This is a genomic window from Micromonospora sagamiensis (genome assembly GCF_014680085.1).
Taxonomy (GTDB): Bacteria; Actinomycetota; Actinomycetes; order Mycobacteriales; family Micromonosporaceae; genus Micromonospora; species Micromonospora inyonensis.
In genome coordinates this window covers 5,101,498-5,118,807 of sequence record NZ_AP023438.1, presented here as the reverse complement: position 1 = coordinate 5,118,807, position 17,310 = coordinate 5,101,498, and the positions used below count along the sequence as shown (strand labels likewise).

Below are 17,310 nucleotides of genomic sequence, written 5' to 3'. Positions count from 1 at the left end.
TCGAGCCGTCCTCCAAGCGGGGCTGCCAGGCTGGGCCAGCCACGATCCGGGAGGAGTCACTCGTGTACGACGAGACAACACCAGTACTGATCGTCGGGGGTGGGGTGGTGGGGCTCTCCACCTCCCTGTTCCTGTCCGCGCACGGCGTCCGGTCGGTCCTCGTCGAACGTCACCCGGGCACCGCCATCCACCCCCGCGCCTGGGGCTGGTACCCGCGCACGCTGGAGCTGTACCGCTCCGTCGGGCTGACCGACGCCATCTACGCCGAGAGCGCCGGCTTCGCCGGTCACGTCCTGAACGGCAAGGTCGAGTCGCTGACCGGCCGGGAGATCCACATGTCCCGGATCCCCGACGAGGAGGACGTCAGCGACATCAGCCCGATCGAGCGGCTGGTCTCGTTGCCGCAGGACCGGATCGAGCCGCTGGTGCTGGACCGGGCCAACGACCTGGGCGCCGACATCCGCTTCGGCGTGGAGCTGGTCGACCTCGCCCGGGACGACGAGGGCGTCACCGCCACCGTCCAGGACCGGAAGACCGGGGCCCGCCGGACCATCCGGGCCGAGTACCTGGTCGCCGCGGACGGCACGCACAGCCCGATCCGGGAGCGGCTCGGCATCCGGCGGCACGGTCGCGGCGTGGTCCGCCACCAGATGAGCATCCTGTTCCGGGCCGACCTGACCGGCCCGCTCGCCGGCCGCCGGTTCGCCATCTGCCAGGTCGAGAACGACCGGGTGGAGGGCATCCTCGGGCACGACGACTCGCTGGGGCAGGGCACCCTGATCGTCACCTACCACCCGGAGAAGGGCGAGCGCCCGGAGGACTTCACCGACGAACGCTGCGTCGAGCTGGTCCGGGCCGCGGTGGGCGTACCGGACCTCGAGGTCGGGCTGCGCAGCGTGATGCCGTGGGAGATGGGCGCGCTGGTCGCCGAGCGGTTCACCGGCGGGCGGATCTTCCTCGTCGGCGACGCCGCGCACGTGGTGCCGCCGGTCGGCGGGTACGGCGCGAACACCGGCATCCACGACGCGCACAACCTGGCCTGGAAGCTGCACGCGGTGCTGACCGGTCAGGCCTCCCCCGCGCTGCTGGGCACCTACGACGCCGAGCGCCACCCGGTCGGGGTCACCGTGATGACCCAGGCCGGACTCCGCCTGGCCACCCGGGGCGGCTTCGCCACCGACGAGCAGAAGGCCGCCGTCCGGGACACCCTGATGGTGACCTTCGGCTACGTCTACGACTCGTCCGCGGTGGCCGCCGAACCGGGCGACACCGTCCCCGCCGCCCCGCCCGGGCCGGGTGGGGTCCGCACCGCCGCCCTGGTCGACCCGCGCCAGCTCGGCGGCCGGCCCGGCACCCGCGCGCCGCACGTCTGGCTGCGCCGGGACGGGGAACGGATCTCCACCCTGGACCTGTTCGGCCAGCGGCCGGTGCTGCTGCTCGGCTCGGCCGGCGAACCGTGGCGCGTCGCCGCGACGGCCGCCGCCAAGCGCCTCGGCGTCGACCTCGACATCCACCGGATCGGAGCGGACCTGGTCGAGGACGACCGGCCCTGGCACGACACGTACGGCGTCGCCCCGCAGGGGGCGGTGCTCGTCCGGCCGGACGGCTTCGTCTGCTGGCGTTCCCCGGCCGACGCCGAGGCCACCGAGTCCACCGTCGAACGGGTACTGGGCGCCCTGCTGCACCGCTGACCCACCCCGCCCGCACCGCCACTCGGCCAGCCACACCCGGCTGGGGTGGAAGCAGGGTCCCCTTGTTACCGCTTTTTGATGAGGAAGGGCCCCCTGCAACCACCTCAGCCCAGCCCAGCGCAACCCGGCGGCGCAACGCGCAACGCAACGCAACATGGCGCAACACAACGCGACGCGGCGCGCAACCCGGCGCAGGGCAGCGCGACGTGGCGCAGCCGAGGAAGGCAGCGCAGCCGGGCTGAGCAGTGCAGGAGACGCGGCACAGCGCGGTGCCGCACAGCCGGGTGCGACGCAGTGCAGTAGTCCAGCAGTGCAGTTCGGTCGTACCGCATCGAACCGTCCGTCAGAGCTTCGCGGCCGTCAGGCGTGCGCAGCGTCGGTGCCCGGCGCGCCCGCGCGGAGCACCGCCCCAGACGACACCACGCGCCTGTCAGAACCACCGCGCCCGGGAGGGAACCGTGAGCGAACCGCAGACCACCGTGGGTGAGGCACCCGTGGGGCGTACCGAACCCATAGCGATCATCGGACTCGCCTGCCGGCTGCCGAAGGCACCTGACCCGGGGGCCTTCTGGGAGTTGCTGCGCGACGGGGTCGAGGCCGTCGGCGAACCGCCGGCGGACCGGTGGCGGGACGTGGGCGAGCCGCCGGTGGACGTACGCCGGGCCGGTTTTCTCGACCGGGTCGACACCTTCGACGCGGCCTTCTTCGGGGTCAGCCCCCGCGAGGCCGCGGCGATGGACCCGCAGCAGCGGCTGATGCTGGAGCTGAGCTGGGAGGTACTGGAGGAGGCCCGGATCGTCCCCGCCTCGGTACGGGACACCCGCACCGGGGTCTTCGTCGGCGCCATCTGGGACGACTACGCGACGCTGTCCTACCGGGGCGGCCCGGAGGCGGTCTCCCCGCACACGGTCACCGGGCTGCACCGCAGCATCCTCGCCAACCGGGTCTCGCACCACTTCGGCCTCACCGGCCCGAGCATGACCGTCGACACCGGGCAGTCCTCGTCGTTGGTGTCCGTGCAGCTGGCCTGCGAGAGCCTGCGGCGGGGTGAGTCCAGCCTGGCCATCGCGGCCGGGGTGAACCTGATCATGGCTCCGGAGAGCACCACCGGCATGGCCCGGGCCGGAGCGCTCTCCCCCGACGGCCGCTGTCACACCTTCGACGCCCGCGCCAACGGCTACGTCCGGGGTGAGGGCGGCGCGGCCGTGCTGCTCAAGCCCCTGGCCCGGGCGCTGGCCGACGGCGACCGGGTGCACGCGGTCATCCTCGGCGGCGCGGTCAACAACGACGGGGTGGCCGAGGGGCTCACGGTACCCAGCCGGGCGGCGCAGGAGGAGGTGCTGCGGCTGGCGTACGCCGATGCCGGCGTCGACCCGCACGACGTGCAGTACGTCGAGCTGCACGGCACCGGCACCCGGGTCGGCGACCCGGTCGAGGCGGGCGCGCTGGGCCGGGTGCTCGGCGCGGGTCGCCCGGCCGACGCGCCGCTGCTGGTCGGCTCGGCCAAGACCAACGTCGGTCACCTGGAGGGCGCGGCCGGCGTCGTCGGCCTGCTCAAGGCGGTGCTCGCCCTGCGTCACCGGCACCTGCCGGCCAGCCTGAACTTCACCACCCCCAACCCGGCCATCCCCCTGGACGATCTGCGGCTGCGGGTGCAGCAGCGGGCCGGCGACTGGCCCCGGCCGGACGCGCCCCTGCTCGCCGGGGTCTCCTCGTTCGGCATCGGTGGCACCAACTGCCACCTGGTGCTCGCCGCCGCCCCGGAACAACCGGCCGACGCGGAGCCGTCGGGAGGCGTGGCTGGTTGCAGGGGGCCCTTCCTACCGTCTGGTGATGAGGAGGGGGCCCCTGCAACCACCTGGCAGACAGCAACCACCGACACGGAACCGGCGACCGGGGCAGCGGGCGACACGGCGGGCGAAGCGGCGACCGGGGCGGCGGGCGAGGTGACCGGCTGGCCGCTCTCCGCACGCGGCGAGGCCGCGCTGCGCGACCAGGCCGCCAACCTGGTCCGGCACCTGGACGCCCACCCGGGCCTCGACCCGGCCGTGGTCGCGCACAGCCTGGCCGCCACGCGGACCCGGTTCGACCACCGGGCCGTGGTGGTCGCCGGGGACATCGTCGAGGCGCGGACGGCGCTGACCGCGCTGGCCCAGGGGCTGCCCGACGGCGGGCTGGTCACCGGCACCCGCACCCCGGGGAAGGTGGTCTTCGCGTTCCCCGGGCAGGGGTCGCAGTGGGTCGGTATGGCGCTGGGACTGCTCGACACCCACCCCGTGTTCACCGCGCAGCTGCACCGCTGCGCCGACGCGCTCGCCCCGTACACCGACTGGAACCTGATCGACGTCCTGCGCGGTGAGCCGGGCGCCCCGCCGCTGGACCGGGTGGACGTGCTCCAGCCGGCGCTCTGGGCGATGATCATCTCGCTGGCGGAGACCTGGCGGGCGCACGGCGTCGAGCCGGACGCGGTGATCGGCCACAGCCAGGGCGAGATCGCCGCCGCGTACATCGCCGGAGCCCTCACCCTCGACGAGTCGGCACGGCTCGTCGCCCGTCGGGCCCAGGCGATCACCGCGATCGCCGGCACCGGCGGCATGGTCTCCATCCCGCTCCCGCCGGACCAGGTCGACCTGACCCCGTGGGCCGGGCGGCTGCACGTCGGCGCGCTGAACGGGCCGTACTCCACGGTGGTCTCCGGCGACCTGGACGCCCTCGACGAGATCACCGCCGCGCACGCGGAGCGGGGTATCACCTGCCGCCGGGTCAACATCGACTACGCCTCGCACACCCACCACGTGGAGCCGCTGCGCGAGCGGTGGGACGAGATGCTCGGCGAGCTGCGGCCGACCGCCGCGCGGATCCCGTTCTGGTCGACGGTGACCGCCGGCCCGGTCGACGGCACCGCCCTGACCGCGGACTACTGGTACGGGAACCTGCGTAACCCGGTCCGCCTCGACGAGACCGTCCGGGCGCTGGCGGCGGCCGGGCACACCCACTTCGTCGAGCCCAGCCCGCACCCGGTGCTGACCGTCGGCATCCAGGACAGCCTGGACGCGAGCGACGTCACCGGCACCACCACCGGCACTCTCAAGCGTGGTGACGGCGGCCCGCGCCGGCTGCTGCTCTCGTTGGCCACCGTGCACACCCGCACCGAACGGACACCGGTCCTCGCCGCCGATCCGGAGCACGTCCCGGACGGCACGGTCGACCTGCCCACGTACCCGTTCCAGCGCCAGGCGTACTGGATCACCGCCGGGCCGGTCCCGACGGGGCCCGCGCCGGGCGGTGCGCCGCACCCGGTCCGGGACGCGGAGCCCGGCCGGGACGCGCGGCCCGGGCTGACCGGCACGCTGGCCGAACGGCTCGCCCTGCTGCCCGCGCCCGAGCAGTCCCGGCTGACGCTCGACCTGGTCCGCAAGAACGCGGCGGCGGTGCTAGGCCATGCCTCCGACGCCGCGATCGGGGTCGACCTCTCCTTCCGGGACCTGGGCTTCGACTCGGTGCTCTCGCTCGAGCTGCGCAACCGCCTCGCGGCGGCCACCGGGCTGCGGCTCGCCTCCGGCCTGCTGTTCAACCACCCCACCCCGACCGCCCTCGCCGGGCACCTGCGCGACCAACTGGTCGGCGACGGCGTCGGCGCGCCGACCACCCGGGCGGACGCGGACGCGGACGAACCGATCGCGGTGGTGTCCATCGGCTGCCGCTACCCCGGCGACGTCCGCTCGTCGGAGGACCTGTGGCGGCTGGTCGCCGGGGGTGTCGACGCGATCGGCGAGTTCCCCACCAACCGGGGCTGGGACCTCGAGGGGCTGTTCGACCCGGAGCCCGGCGCGCCCGGGAAGTCGTACGCCCGGCACGGTGGCTTCCTGCACCGGGCCGACGAGTTCGACGAGGAGTTCTTCGGGATCAGCCCACGCGAGGCCGCCGCCATGGACCCGCAGCAGCGGTTGCTGCTGGAGACCTCGTGGGAGGCGTTCGAGCGGGCCGGCATCGACCCGACCGCGCTGCGCGGCAGCCGCACCGGCGTGTTCATGGGGCTGATGTCCCAGGAGTACGGACCACGCCTGTACGAGACGTCGGCCGGCTCCGACGGCTACCGGCTCACCGGCAGCACCGCCAGCGTCGCCTCCGGGCGGATCTCGTACGTCTTCGGCTTCGAGGGCCCGGCGTTCACCGTGGACACCGCCTGCTCCTCGTCGCTGGTGGCGATCCACCTCGCGGTGCAGTCGCTGCGCCGGGGCGAGAGTGACCTGGCGGTCGCGGGCGGGGCGTGCGTGATGTCCTCGCCCGGGATCTTCGTCGAGTTCAGCCGGCAGCGCGGTCTCGCGCCGGACGGGCGCTGCAAGGCGTTCGGGGCCGGGGCGGACGGCACCGGCTGGGCCGAGGGCGCCGGGGTGCTGCTGCTGGAGCGGCTCTCCGACGCGCGCCGCAACGGCCACCGGGTGCTCGCGGTGATCCGGGGCAGCGCGATCAATCAGGACGGGGCCAGCAACGGGCTCACCGCCCCGAACGGCCCGTCCCAGGAGCGGCTGATCCGGGACGCGCTGGTCGACGCCGGCCTCTCCCCCGCCGACGTGGACGCCGTCGAGGCGCACGGCACCGGCACCCAGCTCGGCGACCCGATCGAGGCCGGCGCGCTGCTCGCCACGTACGGGCAGGACCGGCCGGCGGACCGGCCGCTGCGGCTGGGCTCGCTGAAGTCGAACATCGGGCACAGCCAGGCGGCGGCCGGTGTGGGCGGCGTGATCAAGATGATCGAGGCGCTCCGGCACGACCTGCTGCCGCCCACCCTGCACGCGGCCGAGCCGTCGCCGCACGTGGAGTGGTCGTCCGGCGCGGTCGCCCTGCTCACCGAGGCGGTGCCGTGGCCGCACGACGGGCGGCCCCGCCGGGGCGCGGTCTCCTCGTTCGGCATCAGCGGCACCAACGCGCACGTGATCCTGGAGGAGGCCCCGGCCGACACCGGCACCGATGCCGCCCCGGCCGACGGCGTGCCACCGGCGACGGTGGGCGCGGTCGCCCTGCCACTGTCGGCGCGCGGCCCGGCCGCCCTGCGGGAGCAGGCCGCCAACCTGGTCCGGCACCTGGACACCCACGCCGACCTCGACCCGGCCGTGGTCGCGCACACCCTGGCCACCACCCGGGCGCGGTTCGACCACCGCGCGGTCGTCGTCGCCGCCGACCCGGACGCCACCCGCGAGGCGCTCACCGCCCTCGCCGAGGGACGGTCCGCGCCGAACCTGGTCACCGGCACCCCGACCGAGGGGAAGACCGTCTTCGTCTTCCCCGGGCAGGGGTCGCAGTGGGTCGGCATGGCGCTGGGACTGCTCGACACCCACCCCGTGTTCACCGCGCAGCTGCACCGCTGCGCCGACGCGCTCGCCCCGTACACCGACTGGAACCTGATCGACGTCCTGCGCGGTGAGCCGGGCACCCCGCCGCTGGACCGGGTGGACGTCATCCAGCCCGTCCTCTGGGCCATGATGATCTCGCTGGCGGAGACCTGGCGGGCGCACGGCGTCGAGCCGGACGCGGTGATCGGCCACAGCCAGGGCGAGATCGCCGCCGCGTACGTCGCCGGAGCCCTCACCCTCGACGACTCGGCCAGGGTCGTGGCGCGCCGGTCACAGGCGATCACCGCGCTCGCCGGCACCGGGGGCATGGTCTCCGTGCCGCTGCCGGTGGAGCAGGTCGACCTGACCCCGTGGGACGGGCGGATCCACGTCGCGGCGATCAACGGGCCGCACTCCACGGTGGTGGCCGGCGAGGCCGCCGCCCTCGACGACCTGGTCACGAGCTTCCAGGCCCGGGACGTCAACGCCCGTCGGATCGACGTCGACTACGCCTCGCACACCCCGTTCGTGGAGCCGATCCGGGAGCAGGTGCACGAGCTGCTCGGCGAGATCCGGCCCCGGGCGGCGCGGATCCCGTTCTGGTCCACGTACACCGGTGGCCTGCTGGACACCACCGAGCTGGGCACCGGGTACTGGTTCCAGAACCTGCGCAACACGGTCCGGTTCGCCGAGACCGTCCGGGCGCTGGCCGCCGCCGGGCACACCCACTTCGTCGAGACCAGCCCGCACCCGGTGCTCACCATCGGCATCCAGGACACCCTGGACGCCGCCGACCACACCGGCACCACCACCGGGACGCTGAAGCGCGGCGAAGGCACCGCCGCCCGGCTGCTGCTCTCGCTGGCCCACGTGCACACCCACACCGGGCACCGGCCCCGGCTGGTCGCCGATCCGGCGTACGTGCCGCGCGGCACGGCCGACCTGCCCACGTACCCGTTCCAGCCGCACCGGCACTGGCTCGCCGCACCGAGCGGGGCGACCCCGGCCCGGGACGCCGGGCACCGGTTCCTCGACGCCGAGATCGACCTGGCCGGCGACGCCGGGGTGCTGCTCTCCGGGCGGCTGTCCCGGCGTACGCATCCCTGGCTGGTCGACCACGCGGTACGCGACACCGTGCTGCTCCCCGGCACCGCCCTGGTCGACCTGGCCTCGTACGCCGCCGACCGGGCCGGCTGTGGCGTGGTCGACGACCTGGTCCTGGAGGCACCACTGGTGCTGCCGCCCACCGGCGGGGTGGAGATCCAGGTGAGCGTCTCCCCCGGGGACGACCCGGAGCGGCGGACGCTGGCCGTCCACTCCCGACCCGCCGCCGACGGCACCGGGACCGACCGGACGTGGGTCCGCAACGCCACCGGCACGCTGGCCGGGACGGAGCCGGGCGACGGGCCGCGCCTGGACGAGTGGCCCCCGGCGCGGGCGACCCCGTGGGACCTGGCCGACGCCTACCCACGGCTGGCCGACGCCGGCTACCGGTACGGGCCGACCTTCCGTGGCCTGCACCGGGCCTGGCGGGACGGCGACGACCTGTACGCCGAGGTACGGCTCGCCGACGACCAGTCCGTCACCGGCTTCCACGTGCACCCGGCACTGCTCGACGCCGCGCTGCACCCGCTCGTGTTGAGCCTGCTCGACGGGGACAACCGGGGTGGCATCGCCCTGCCGTTCGCCTGGAGCGGCGTCCGGGTGCACGCCGTGGAGGCGACCGCGCTGCGGGTGCACGTCCGGCGGACCGGCGAACTGAGCGCGGCGCTGACCCTGACCGACGGGTCGGGGGCGCCGGTGGCCGAGGTGGAGTCGCTGACCCTGCAACCCGCCGCCCCCGCCCAGCTCTCCGCCGCCGCGGCGCACCGCGACTCGCTGCTGGAGCTGGCCTGGACCGAGGTGACCGCGCCACCGACCGCCGGCACCATCCGGCTGGCCGTGCTCGGCGAGAGCGACCTGGACGCGGTCGGCGCGACCGTCTATCCGGACCTCGCCGCACTGCTCGCCGCGGTCGAGGCCGGGGCACGGGTGCCGGACGTCGTGGTGGCCACCGCCGGGGCACCGGAACCGGAGATGGTGCCGGCGACCCACTCGGCGGTCACCGCCGCGCTGGACCTGCTCCAGCAGTGGTTGGCCAGCGACCGGCTGGACGCCTCCCGCCTGGTGCTGACCACGTTCCGGGCGGTCGCCGCCGACCCGGGCGAGCCGGTCCGGGACCCGGCGACCACGGCGGTGTGGGGGCTGCTGCGCACCGCGCAGACCGAACACCCCGGCCGGTTCGTCCTGGTCGACCTGGACACCCCGTCGCACCTGCGGGTGCCCGCCGCGGTCGCCACCGGCGAGCCGCAGGTGGCGGTCCGCGGGGATGCGCTGCGCGTACCCCGGCTGGCCCGCACCGGCACCGAGCAGACCCTGCCGGTGCCGGAGACGACCGACTGGCGGCTGGTGGCCGAACCGCGCGGCACCATCGACAACCTGGCCCTGGTCGGCCCTGCGGGGACGGACCGCCCGCTGGCCGACGGGGAGGTCCGGGTCGCCGTCCGGGCCGCCGGCCTCAACTTCCGGGACGTGCTGATCTCCCTCGACATGTACCCGGGTGCGGCGACGATGGGCTGCGAGGCGGCCGGGGTGGTCGTCGAGGTCGGTGCCGGCGTGACCGACCTGGCCCCCGGTGACCGGGTGATGGGTCTCTTCCCCGAGGGGGCCTTCGGCCCGGTCGCGGTGGCCGACCACCGGCTGCTCACCCGCATCCCGGCGGGCTGGACCTTCGCGCTCGCCGCCAGCGTGCCGACGGTCTTCCTCACCGCCTGGTACGGCCTGGTCGACCTGGCCGACCTGCGGTCCGGCGAACGGGTGCTGATCCACGCCGCCACCGGCGGGGTGGGGATGGCGGCGGTGCAGGTCGCCCGGCACCTGGGCGCCGAGGTCTTCGCCACGGCCAGCCCGCCGAAGTGGGACACGCTGGTGGAGGCGGGCTTCGACGACGCGCACATCGCCAACTCCCGCACCCTGGACTTCGAGCAGTGGTTCGCCGACGCCACCGGGCAGGAGGGCGTGGACGTGGTGCTCAACTCGCTGGCCGGCGAGTTCACCGACGCCTCGCTGCGGCTGCTGCGCCGGGGCGGGCGCTTCGTCGAGATGGGCAAGACCGACATCCGGCCCGTCGAGCGGGTCGCCGCCGACCACCCCGGCGTGACGTACCGGTTCTTCGACCTGCTGACCGTGGATCCGGACCGGATCCGGGGGATGTTCGCCGCCCTGATGGACCTCTTCGACGCGGGCGTGCTGGAGCCGAGCCCGATCACCACCTGGCCGGTCGACCGGGCCCCGGCGGCCTTCCGCCATCTCCAGCAGGCCCGGCACGTCGGCAAGCTGGTGCTGACCCTGCCCGGCGCGCTCGACCCGGAGGGGACCGTCCTGATCACCGGCGGCACCGGCACGCTGGGCCGGCTGCTGGCCCGGCACCTGGTCACCCGGCACTCCGTACGGCACCTGCTGCTGACCGGCCGACGCGGCCGGGACGCGGACGGGGTGGCCGAGCTGGAGAAGGAGTTGACCGAGCTGGGTGCGGAGGTGACCGTCGCGGCCTGCGACGTCGCCGACCGGGAGGCCCTGGCCCGGGTGCTGGACGCCGTTCCGGCGGCGCACCCGCTCACGGCGGTCGTGCACACCGCCGGCCTGCTCGACGACGCCACGGTCGAGGCACTCGCACCGGACCAGGTGGCCCGGGTCCTGCGCCCCAAGGTGGACGGTTCCTGGCACCTGCACGACCTGACCCGGGACCGGCCGCTGGACGCGTTCGTGCTCTTCTCCTCGGTCGCCGGAACGATCGGGCTGGCCGGTCAGGGCAACTACGCCGCCGCGAACGCGTTCCTCGACGGGCTGGCGGCGCTACGCCGGTCCACCGGCCGCACCGCCACCTCGCTGGCCTGGGGCCTGTGGGCCGAGTCCAGCGGGATGACGGGGCACCTCGCCGAGGCCGACCTGGCCCGGATGAGCCGCGCCGGCGTCGCCGGTCTCTCCAACGAGGAGGGTCTGGCCCTGTTCGACCTGGCCGTCGCCCGCGACCAGGCCCATCTGGTGCCGGTCCGGCTGGACCGGGCCGCACTGCGCGGCCGGGCGGACCGGGACACCGTGCCCGGGATGTTCCGTGACCTCGTCCCGCCGCCCGGACGGCGGGTCGTCGAGCGGGTGACGCGGGGCACCGGGTCGGCCTCCTCCTGGGCCGACCAGCTCGCCCAGTTGCCGCAGGAGCGCCGGCACGACGCCCTGGTGCGGCTGCTGAGCACCGAGGTCGCCTCGGTGCTGGGCCGCAACGGCGGGATCGACCACGGGCAGACGTTCCGCGACCTCGGCTTCGACTCGCTCGCCTCGGTGGAGCTGCGCAACCGGCTCCGGACCGCCACCGGCCTCCGGCTGAGCGCCGGGGTGGTCTTCGAGTACCCCCGGGTGGGCGAACTGGCGGAGGTCCTGCTCGACCAGGTGCTGGCGGCGGGGAAGGCGTGAGCGGGTGACGGCGGCGGGGAAGGCGTGAGCGGGTGACGGCGGCACCACCGCGCCGGGCCGGGACGGTGACGTCCGGCCCGGCGGCGGTGCCGCCGGCCCGGCGGCCCGGCCGGCACCCACCGCCCCGTGCGGCAGGGCGACCCCGCCGGTGTCGTGCCCGCACGGCCGACGGTCGGGCACCCGGTCCCGGTGCACCGGCGACACGAAGAGACCGCCCGGGTGCCCGATGGCCGCGCGCTGTGCGCGGCACCGGTCACCCGGACGGTCCGACATCGCGGCCCCGACCCGGTGGCCCCATGGCAGCCCGGTCCCGGGGTGGGTCACCGCCCACCGGCCGGTCCCGGCCGACCGGCCCCGGGTGGGGGCGCGGTCACTGCCGAGACGTCCTACTGCACCGCGCCGACCTGCCGGTACTCCAGCCGCCGCTGCCGGGGGATGGACATCGCCAGGGACTCCAGCCCGATGGGCGGCGGGCCGGCCTCGCTGAGGCTCGGGTCGCCTTCGAGGATGGCCCGGTGCAGGCGTTGCAGGTCACCCGAGGGGTCCACCCCCAGCTCGGCCACCAGGGCCTTGCGGGCCCCCTGGTAGACACCGAGCGCCTCGGAACGGCGCCCGGCACGGTAGAGCGCGAGCATCAGCTTGGCCTGGAACCCCTCGTGGGTGGGCTGCCGCGCGGAGAGTCCGACCAACTCGCTGAGGAGTTCGTGGTGGCGCCCCAGCAGCAGGTCCGCCTCGATGCGCAGTTCCAGGGCGCTCTTGCTCATCTCCTCCAGCCGCAGCACCTCCACCTGGAGGATGGGCCCCGGCGTGACGTCCACCAGCGCCGGCCCTCGCCAGAGCGCCAGAGCGTCCCGGAGGATCCGGGCCGCGGCCTCCGTACGACCGGACTCGAGCGCCGCGCGCCCCTGCGCCACGAGTTGTTCGAAGCGCAGCGAGTCGAGTGCCTCCGGAGCGAGCGAGAGCATGTAACCGCCTGCGAACGTCCGCAACTCCGACGTGGGCGCGGAGCCCGGCCCGGTGCCGCCGGACTGGGGGGTGAGTGCCCGCTGCAGATGTTTGCGGAGTTGGTAGACGTACGTCTGGAGGGTGGTGGTGACGCTGGTGGGCGGACTGTTCTCCCACAGCTCTTCGATGATCTGTTCGTTACGGACGACGCGATTGGCACAAATAGCGAGAAGCGCAAGCACCCGACGCGGTTTTGGCGCCGTTGGCGTCATATCCATCTGACCGACATGAACCGACAAGGGACCGAGCACGTTGATCTGCAATGCTGTCACATCCTTCTCTACGCCCTTGGGCCCCGACCCAAATAATGTCAGCGCAATTCCTGAACGCATTCAGGATCACTTTTCCGCCAGGAGAATCCAGTTGCCACACAGGAATGACGGATTGATGGGCATGACAATAAGTGAATCGTGCGTTACTAGGCGTAACGCAGGGCACCCATACGCACAGTGGAATTCGCAGCGACGGGGCGCCCCCCAGCTGCCGCGCCTTACCATCGTTACTCAGTGAGACATGGAGGTAACTCAAGGTGACACTAAGCAGCCCCCCAGCTCCGACGGTCAACCATTGACTGAATCATCGATTGTCGGATCAAATATTTACCAGTGCGGCAACACCGGTCCCCCTGATCGACTAATCGATGCATGCCTCTGTTCATCACTATGCCCCATTGCAGGTTGCCGCACAAGCAGGCACAGAAACCAAGAAGCTTTCGAGCCGGCTTCGAGGCACCCGTGCATTGTTGGGGCAGGCTTCACAGGATGTAGTGAAATTGTGCGCCGCGACCCGGGCCGCGGCAACCTCAATTACACATGTCGGCGGGGCGGCGAAGCCATCGCAAATCACTCACCGAGGGGGCGTTTGCGCTGATCATGACGGCACGCCGGGAGTTGCACCGGCGGGGCCCGGCACCCCGGGGCGGGCCACCGGCTCCACTGGCGACGAGCGACCGGTCCGATCCTGGGCGTATACGATCGGTAGTGTTCGATCCTGGCGGCCAGGGCCCGCAGGCCATGTATCGGGAAGGTAAAGCTGTCAGCTGGCTGACACTGGACAGCACTCCACTCCCCCGGAAACCCACCACCCGCACCGGCATACCGCCCGGTAACCTCGGCTACGGCCTTCCGGGAACCTGGAAAGAACCGGCAGTAGCCGGATCGGACCGCCCAAAACGCGCATCCGAGCACATACGAGGCGGAGAAGGCGGGGCCGCTCCGGATGGCCGTCCCAGCCTCCTCCCTTCCGCTCCCGTCACCCCGCCGGACGAGTGGCACCCGGGGCCCGCCGGGCCGAAGGGACGCACCGTCGGCGCCGGGCCGGGTCAGCCGGCCCGGGAACCACCATCTGCCCGAAACCAGGAACAGACATGCCGGAGCGCTCACTCCAGAAATGGGCATTTCTGGAAGCGCCCTGGACGCTTTCTGGATGAGAAGGGGTCAGCGGAACGTCAGCGGTCGAACACGGATCCGGACGGAGAGTGGAAAGAGCGCAACGGCCGGCTCGGCCCCGGCCGTCCAACCTGGAGCCGATCCCGGACACAACGAAGCGCCACCGCCGCCGGCCGTCACGCGGTGCGGCGGATCTGTCGTCTGAATTGGATTGTCCGAACGGGACGGCAGCGACGGTCGGCAGCGCGGTGGTCACAGGAGCCGGCGCTGCTGGTCCAGTTGCGAGGCGAAGAAGGCACTGGCCGCTGTCAGTATCTCGTTCACCCGGCGGAGTTCGGCGTTCTCTGCCCGGAGTCGTTGCAGCTCCTCCGCCTCGGTCTCCGACAGACGCTCGGCGCGGGGGTCGGGCCGCTCACCGCGTTCGATCTCGTCCTGACGAATCCAGGTCCGCAGCGCCTCGGGGTGAACGTCGAGGTCCCGGGCGAGCTGCACGATGGGGGGCCGCGGATCGGAGCCCCGCCACCGCTCCACCGCGCGGATCCGCAGCTCGTCCGGATACTTCTTGGGCGGTGCCATGAGCATCCCCTCCCTCTCGTACTTCCCGCGGCTCCGCACCGCGCCCGCCTGCAGACCCCCGTGAGCGGTCCAACCGTCACCGGGTGGACCGCCTGCGACGCGGATCATCGGGTGAACCGCGTGCGACTGACTGACCATGTGCTGTGAAGCCCTCCGGCCGTGACCCGCAGGTCACGGCCGGCCCGGCGGCTTCCGGCCGCCGGCTCCGCCGTGGGCCCCGGAGGGCCCACGGCGGTCGTCGTCGTCAGACCCTGACGTCCTCCCGTTCGTCCTCACGGACCTCCTGGTGGGCGGCACCGCTGTGCTCGAGGGCGACCCGGGGCAGCACCCGCTGCAGGAAGCGGGGCAGCCACCAGGCCTTCCGGCCGAAGATCTGCATCACGGCGGGCAGGATCAGACAGCCGATGAGCAGCGCGTCGGCGAGGATCGCGACCGCCAGTCCGAGCCCGAACTGCTGGAGCATGCGGGTCGGGCTGAGCATGAAGGCGGCGAAGACCACCACCATGATCGCGCCGGCCGCGGTCACCACCTTCCCGGTGGTCGCGATGCCCTCGCGGACCGCCTCCGTGGGGTCCTTGCTCCGCTCCCACTCCTCGTGCATGCGGGAGAGGAGGAAGACCTGGTAGTCCATGGAGAGACCGAACGCCACCGCGAAGATCATGACCGGCACGTACGCCTCGATCGGACCCGGCTCGACGCCGAGCCGCCCGTCCTGGAAGACCAGGGTCATGATGCCCAGCGCCACGCCCACGCTGAGGACGTTGAGCACCGCCGCGATGAGCGGGATCAGCAGCGACCGGAAGACCAGGATGAGCAGGAGCGTGGAGAGACCGACCACGACCAGCACGAAGATCGGCATCTTCGCGGCCACCGCCTCGGAGAAGTCGACCGTGGCGGCCGTGCTGCCACCGATCAGGTACGTGGCACCGGTCTCCTCCGCCACCGGCGGCAGGACGGTCTCCCGCAGCCGGTCGACCAGGTCCATGGTCTCCTGGTCCTGCGGCTTCGACTCGGGCAGCACGATGATCAGCGACAGGTTCTCGCCGATCGTGTTCGGCGGGACGGCGGTGGCCACGCCCTCGGTCGCGGCGATGGCGGCCTGGGCGCGGGTCGCGTCCTCCGGGCTGCCGTCGGAGAGGACGATCAGCGGCCCGTTGAAGCCCGGCCCGAAGCCCTCGGCCAGCAGGTCGTACGCCTGGCGGCTGTGGGTCGACTCCGGGTCGTTGCCGGCGTCGGCGAAGCCCAGGTTCATGTTGATCACCGGAACGGCGAGGGCCACCAGGATGCCCAGCGGCACCAGCGCGTTCAACCAGCGGTACTTCTGCACCCAGGTCACCCAGCGACGCCACTGCGTGCCCTCGGTCGCCTTGCCCTTGGCCAGCCGCTTCTGCACGCCCTTCTCGATCCGGCCACCCACGATGGACAGCAGTGCGGGGAGCAGGGTGAGCGAGGAGAGCATGGTGACCAGGACGGTCATCGCGACGGCCACCGCGACACCCTGGAGGGAGCCGAGACCGAGCACCATCAGGCCGATCAGGGCCAGGATGACCGTGCAACCGGCGAAGAAGACCGTCCGGCCGGCGGTGTCCTGGGCGTTGATCGCGGCCTGCCGCCGCGGGACACCCTTGAGCAGCTCCGAGCGGTACCGGGAGAAGATCAGCAGCGCGTAGTCGATACCGACGCCCAGGCCGACCAACATCATCAGCGGCGCGGTGAAGTCGGCGATGGTCGCGACGTGCGAGGCCAGCCCGATCAGACCGATCGCGGAACCCACGGCGAAGATGGCGATGACCAGCGGAAGGCTGGCCGCCACGATCGAGCCGAACAGGATCACCATGATGACGAGCGCGGCGAGCATGCCGGCGAACTCGGCACCGCCACCGCCGCCCTCCTGTGCCGCGCGGATCGGCGCCCCACCGAGTTCGACCCGGAGCCCTTCGCCCTCGGCCGCGTCCGCGGCGTCAATGATCTTGCGGACGTCGTCGGCCGGGACCTCGGCGGACTGGCCGTCCAGCGCGACGGTGGCGTAACCGATGGTGCCCTGCTCCGAGATGCCGAATCCCTCGTACGGGCTCTGCACGCCGGCGACGTGGGGCAGGGTCTTGATCTTGGCGAGCATCCCCTCGACCCGCCCCTGGGTGGCCGGGTCACGCAGGCCGGCCGGACGCTCCAGGACGATCTGGATCGACTCCCCGGACTGCACCGGGGCCCGCTCCTCGAGCAGGTCGAGGGACTTCTGGGAGTCGGTGCCCGGCAGGGAGAAGTCGTTGCGGTAGTCACTGCCGACGGCCTGGGCGGCGACGGTGACGCCGGCCAGCACGAGCACCCAGAGCGCCACGGCGATCCAGCGACGCCGGTACGCCCAGCCGCCCAGCCGTTCGAAGACACTCGGGCGCCGTGTCGGCGTGACTGCGGCGGTTGATCTGGTCATCAGTGCTCGACCTCCTGAGACTCACGGCCCAGATAGATAGCTTGTCTACTTGTAGATACGCCACCTTAACAGGGGGATCGGTAGCCGTACTACAGCTCCGGTCGTGCCAGGCCCCACAGTTCAGCCATCCCAGGCTCGAAACCCGGGGCGACCGGGCACAGGCATCGCACGCCCTCAGGGTCATCGACTTCCGACCACTTCCGACCCTGACCTGGGCCGAATCACCTTTCCCGGCGCCCTGCCCTGACCTGGCGCGCCCGGCCGTCCCCACCCCGGATCAGGGTGAACCCTGCGTTCCCCCTGGACTTGTCAGGGACAGGTGGACGCCCGCGCGGATACCCAGCCAGGCTACGGATGTACCGACCCCTTGAGACCCC

4 protein-coding genes and 1 pseudogene are annotated in these 17,310 nt (G+C 73.0%); 2 read left to right on the top strand and 3 right to left on the bottom strand.

The genetic code is table 11. The features are described 5' to 3' along the window. The first annotated feature begins 62 nt into the window (after positions 1-62). Both IGA62_RS22525 and IGA62_RS29685 read left to right on the top strand, forming a co-directional pair. Positions 63-1,691 carry an FAD-dependent monooxygenase gene (locus IGA62_RS22525; protein WP_145818967.1) on the top strand — a complete coding sequence of 543 codons (1,629 nt, stop codon included), beginning with the start codon at positions 63-65 and terminating at the stop codon, positions 1,689-1,691. A gap of 458 nt (positions 1,692-2,149) precedes the next feature. Further along, positions 2,150-11,533, top strand: a complete 9,384-nt coding sequence (locus IGA62_RS29685) for a type I polyketide synthase (RefSeq protein WP_198501094.1) — start codon at positions 2,150-2,152, stop codon at positions 11,531-11,533. Between the two features lie 386 nt (positions 11,534-11,919). Here the strand turns inward: IGA62_RS29685 and IGA62_RS22485 are convergent, their stop codons facing one another. The 3 genes and pseudogenes from IGA62_RS22485 to IGA62_RS22475 form a co-directional block, all read right to left on the bottom strand. Next, entirely contained in the window at positions 11,920-12,750 is an 831-nt protein-coding gene (locus IGA62_RS22485; RefSeq protein ID WP_280526206.1) for an AfsR/SARP family transcriptional regulator, read from the bottom strand. Positions 12,751-14,214: 1,464 nt separating this feature from the next. After that, a pseudogene (locus IGA62_RS22480) lies at positions 14,215-14,502 on the bottom strand (transposase); the annotation flags it as partial. Positions 14,503-14,746: 244 nt separating this feature from the next. After that, on the bottom strand, positions 14,747-16,933 hold the full coding sequence (locus tag IGA62_RS22475) for an MMPL family transporter (protein WP_186499944.1): 2,187 nt from the start codon (positions 16,931-16,933) through the stop codon (positions 14,747-14,749). Positions 16,934-17,310: the final 377 nt, after the last annotated feature.

Excerpts from the sequence above, each read along its gene's own strand:
- IGA62_RS22485 (WP_280526206.1), bottom strand. The coding sequence starts at position 12,750 with ATGACGCCAACGGCGCCAAAACCGCGTCGGGTGCTTGCGCTTCTCGCT.
- IGA62_RS22475 (WP_186499944.1), bottom strand. The coding sequence starts at position 16,933 with ATGACCAGATCAACCGCCGCAGTCACGCCGACACGGCGCCCGAGTGTC.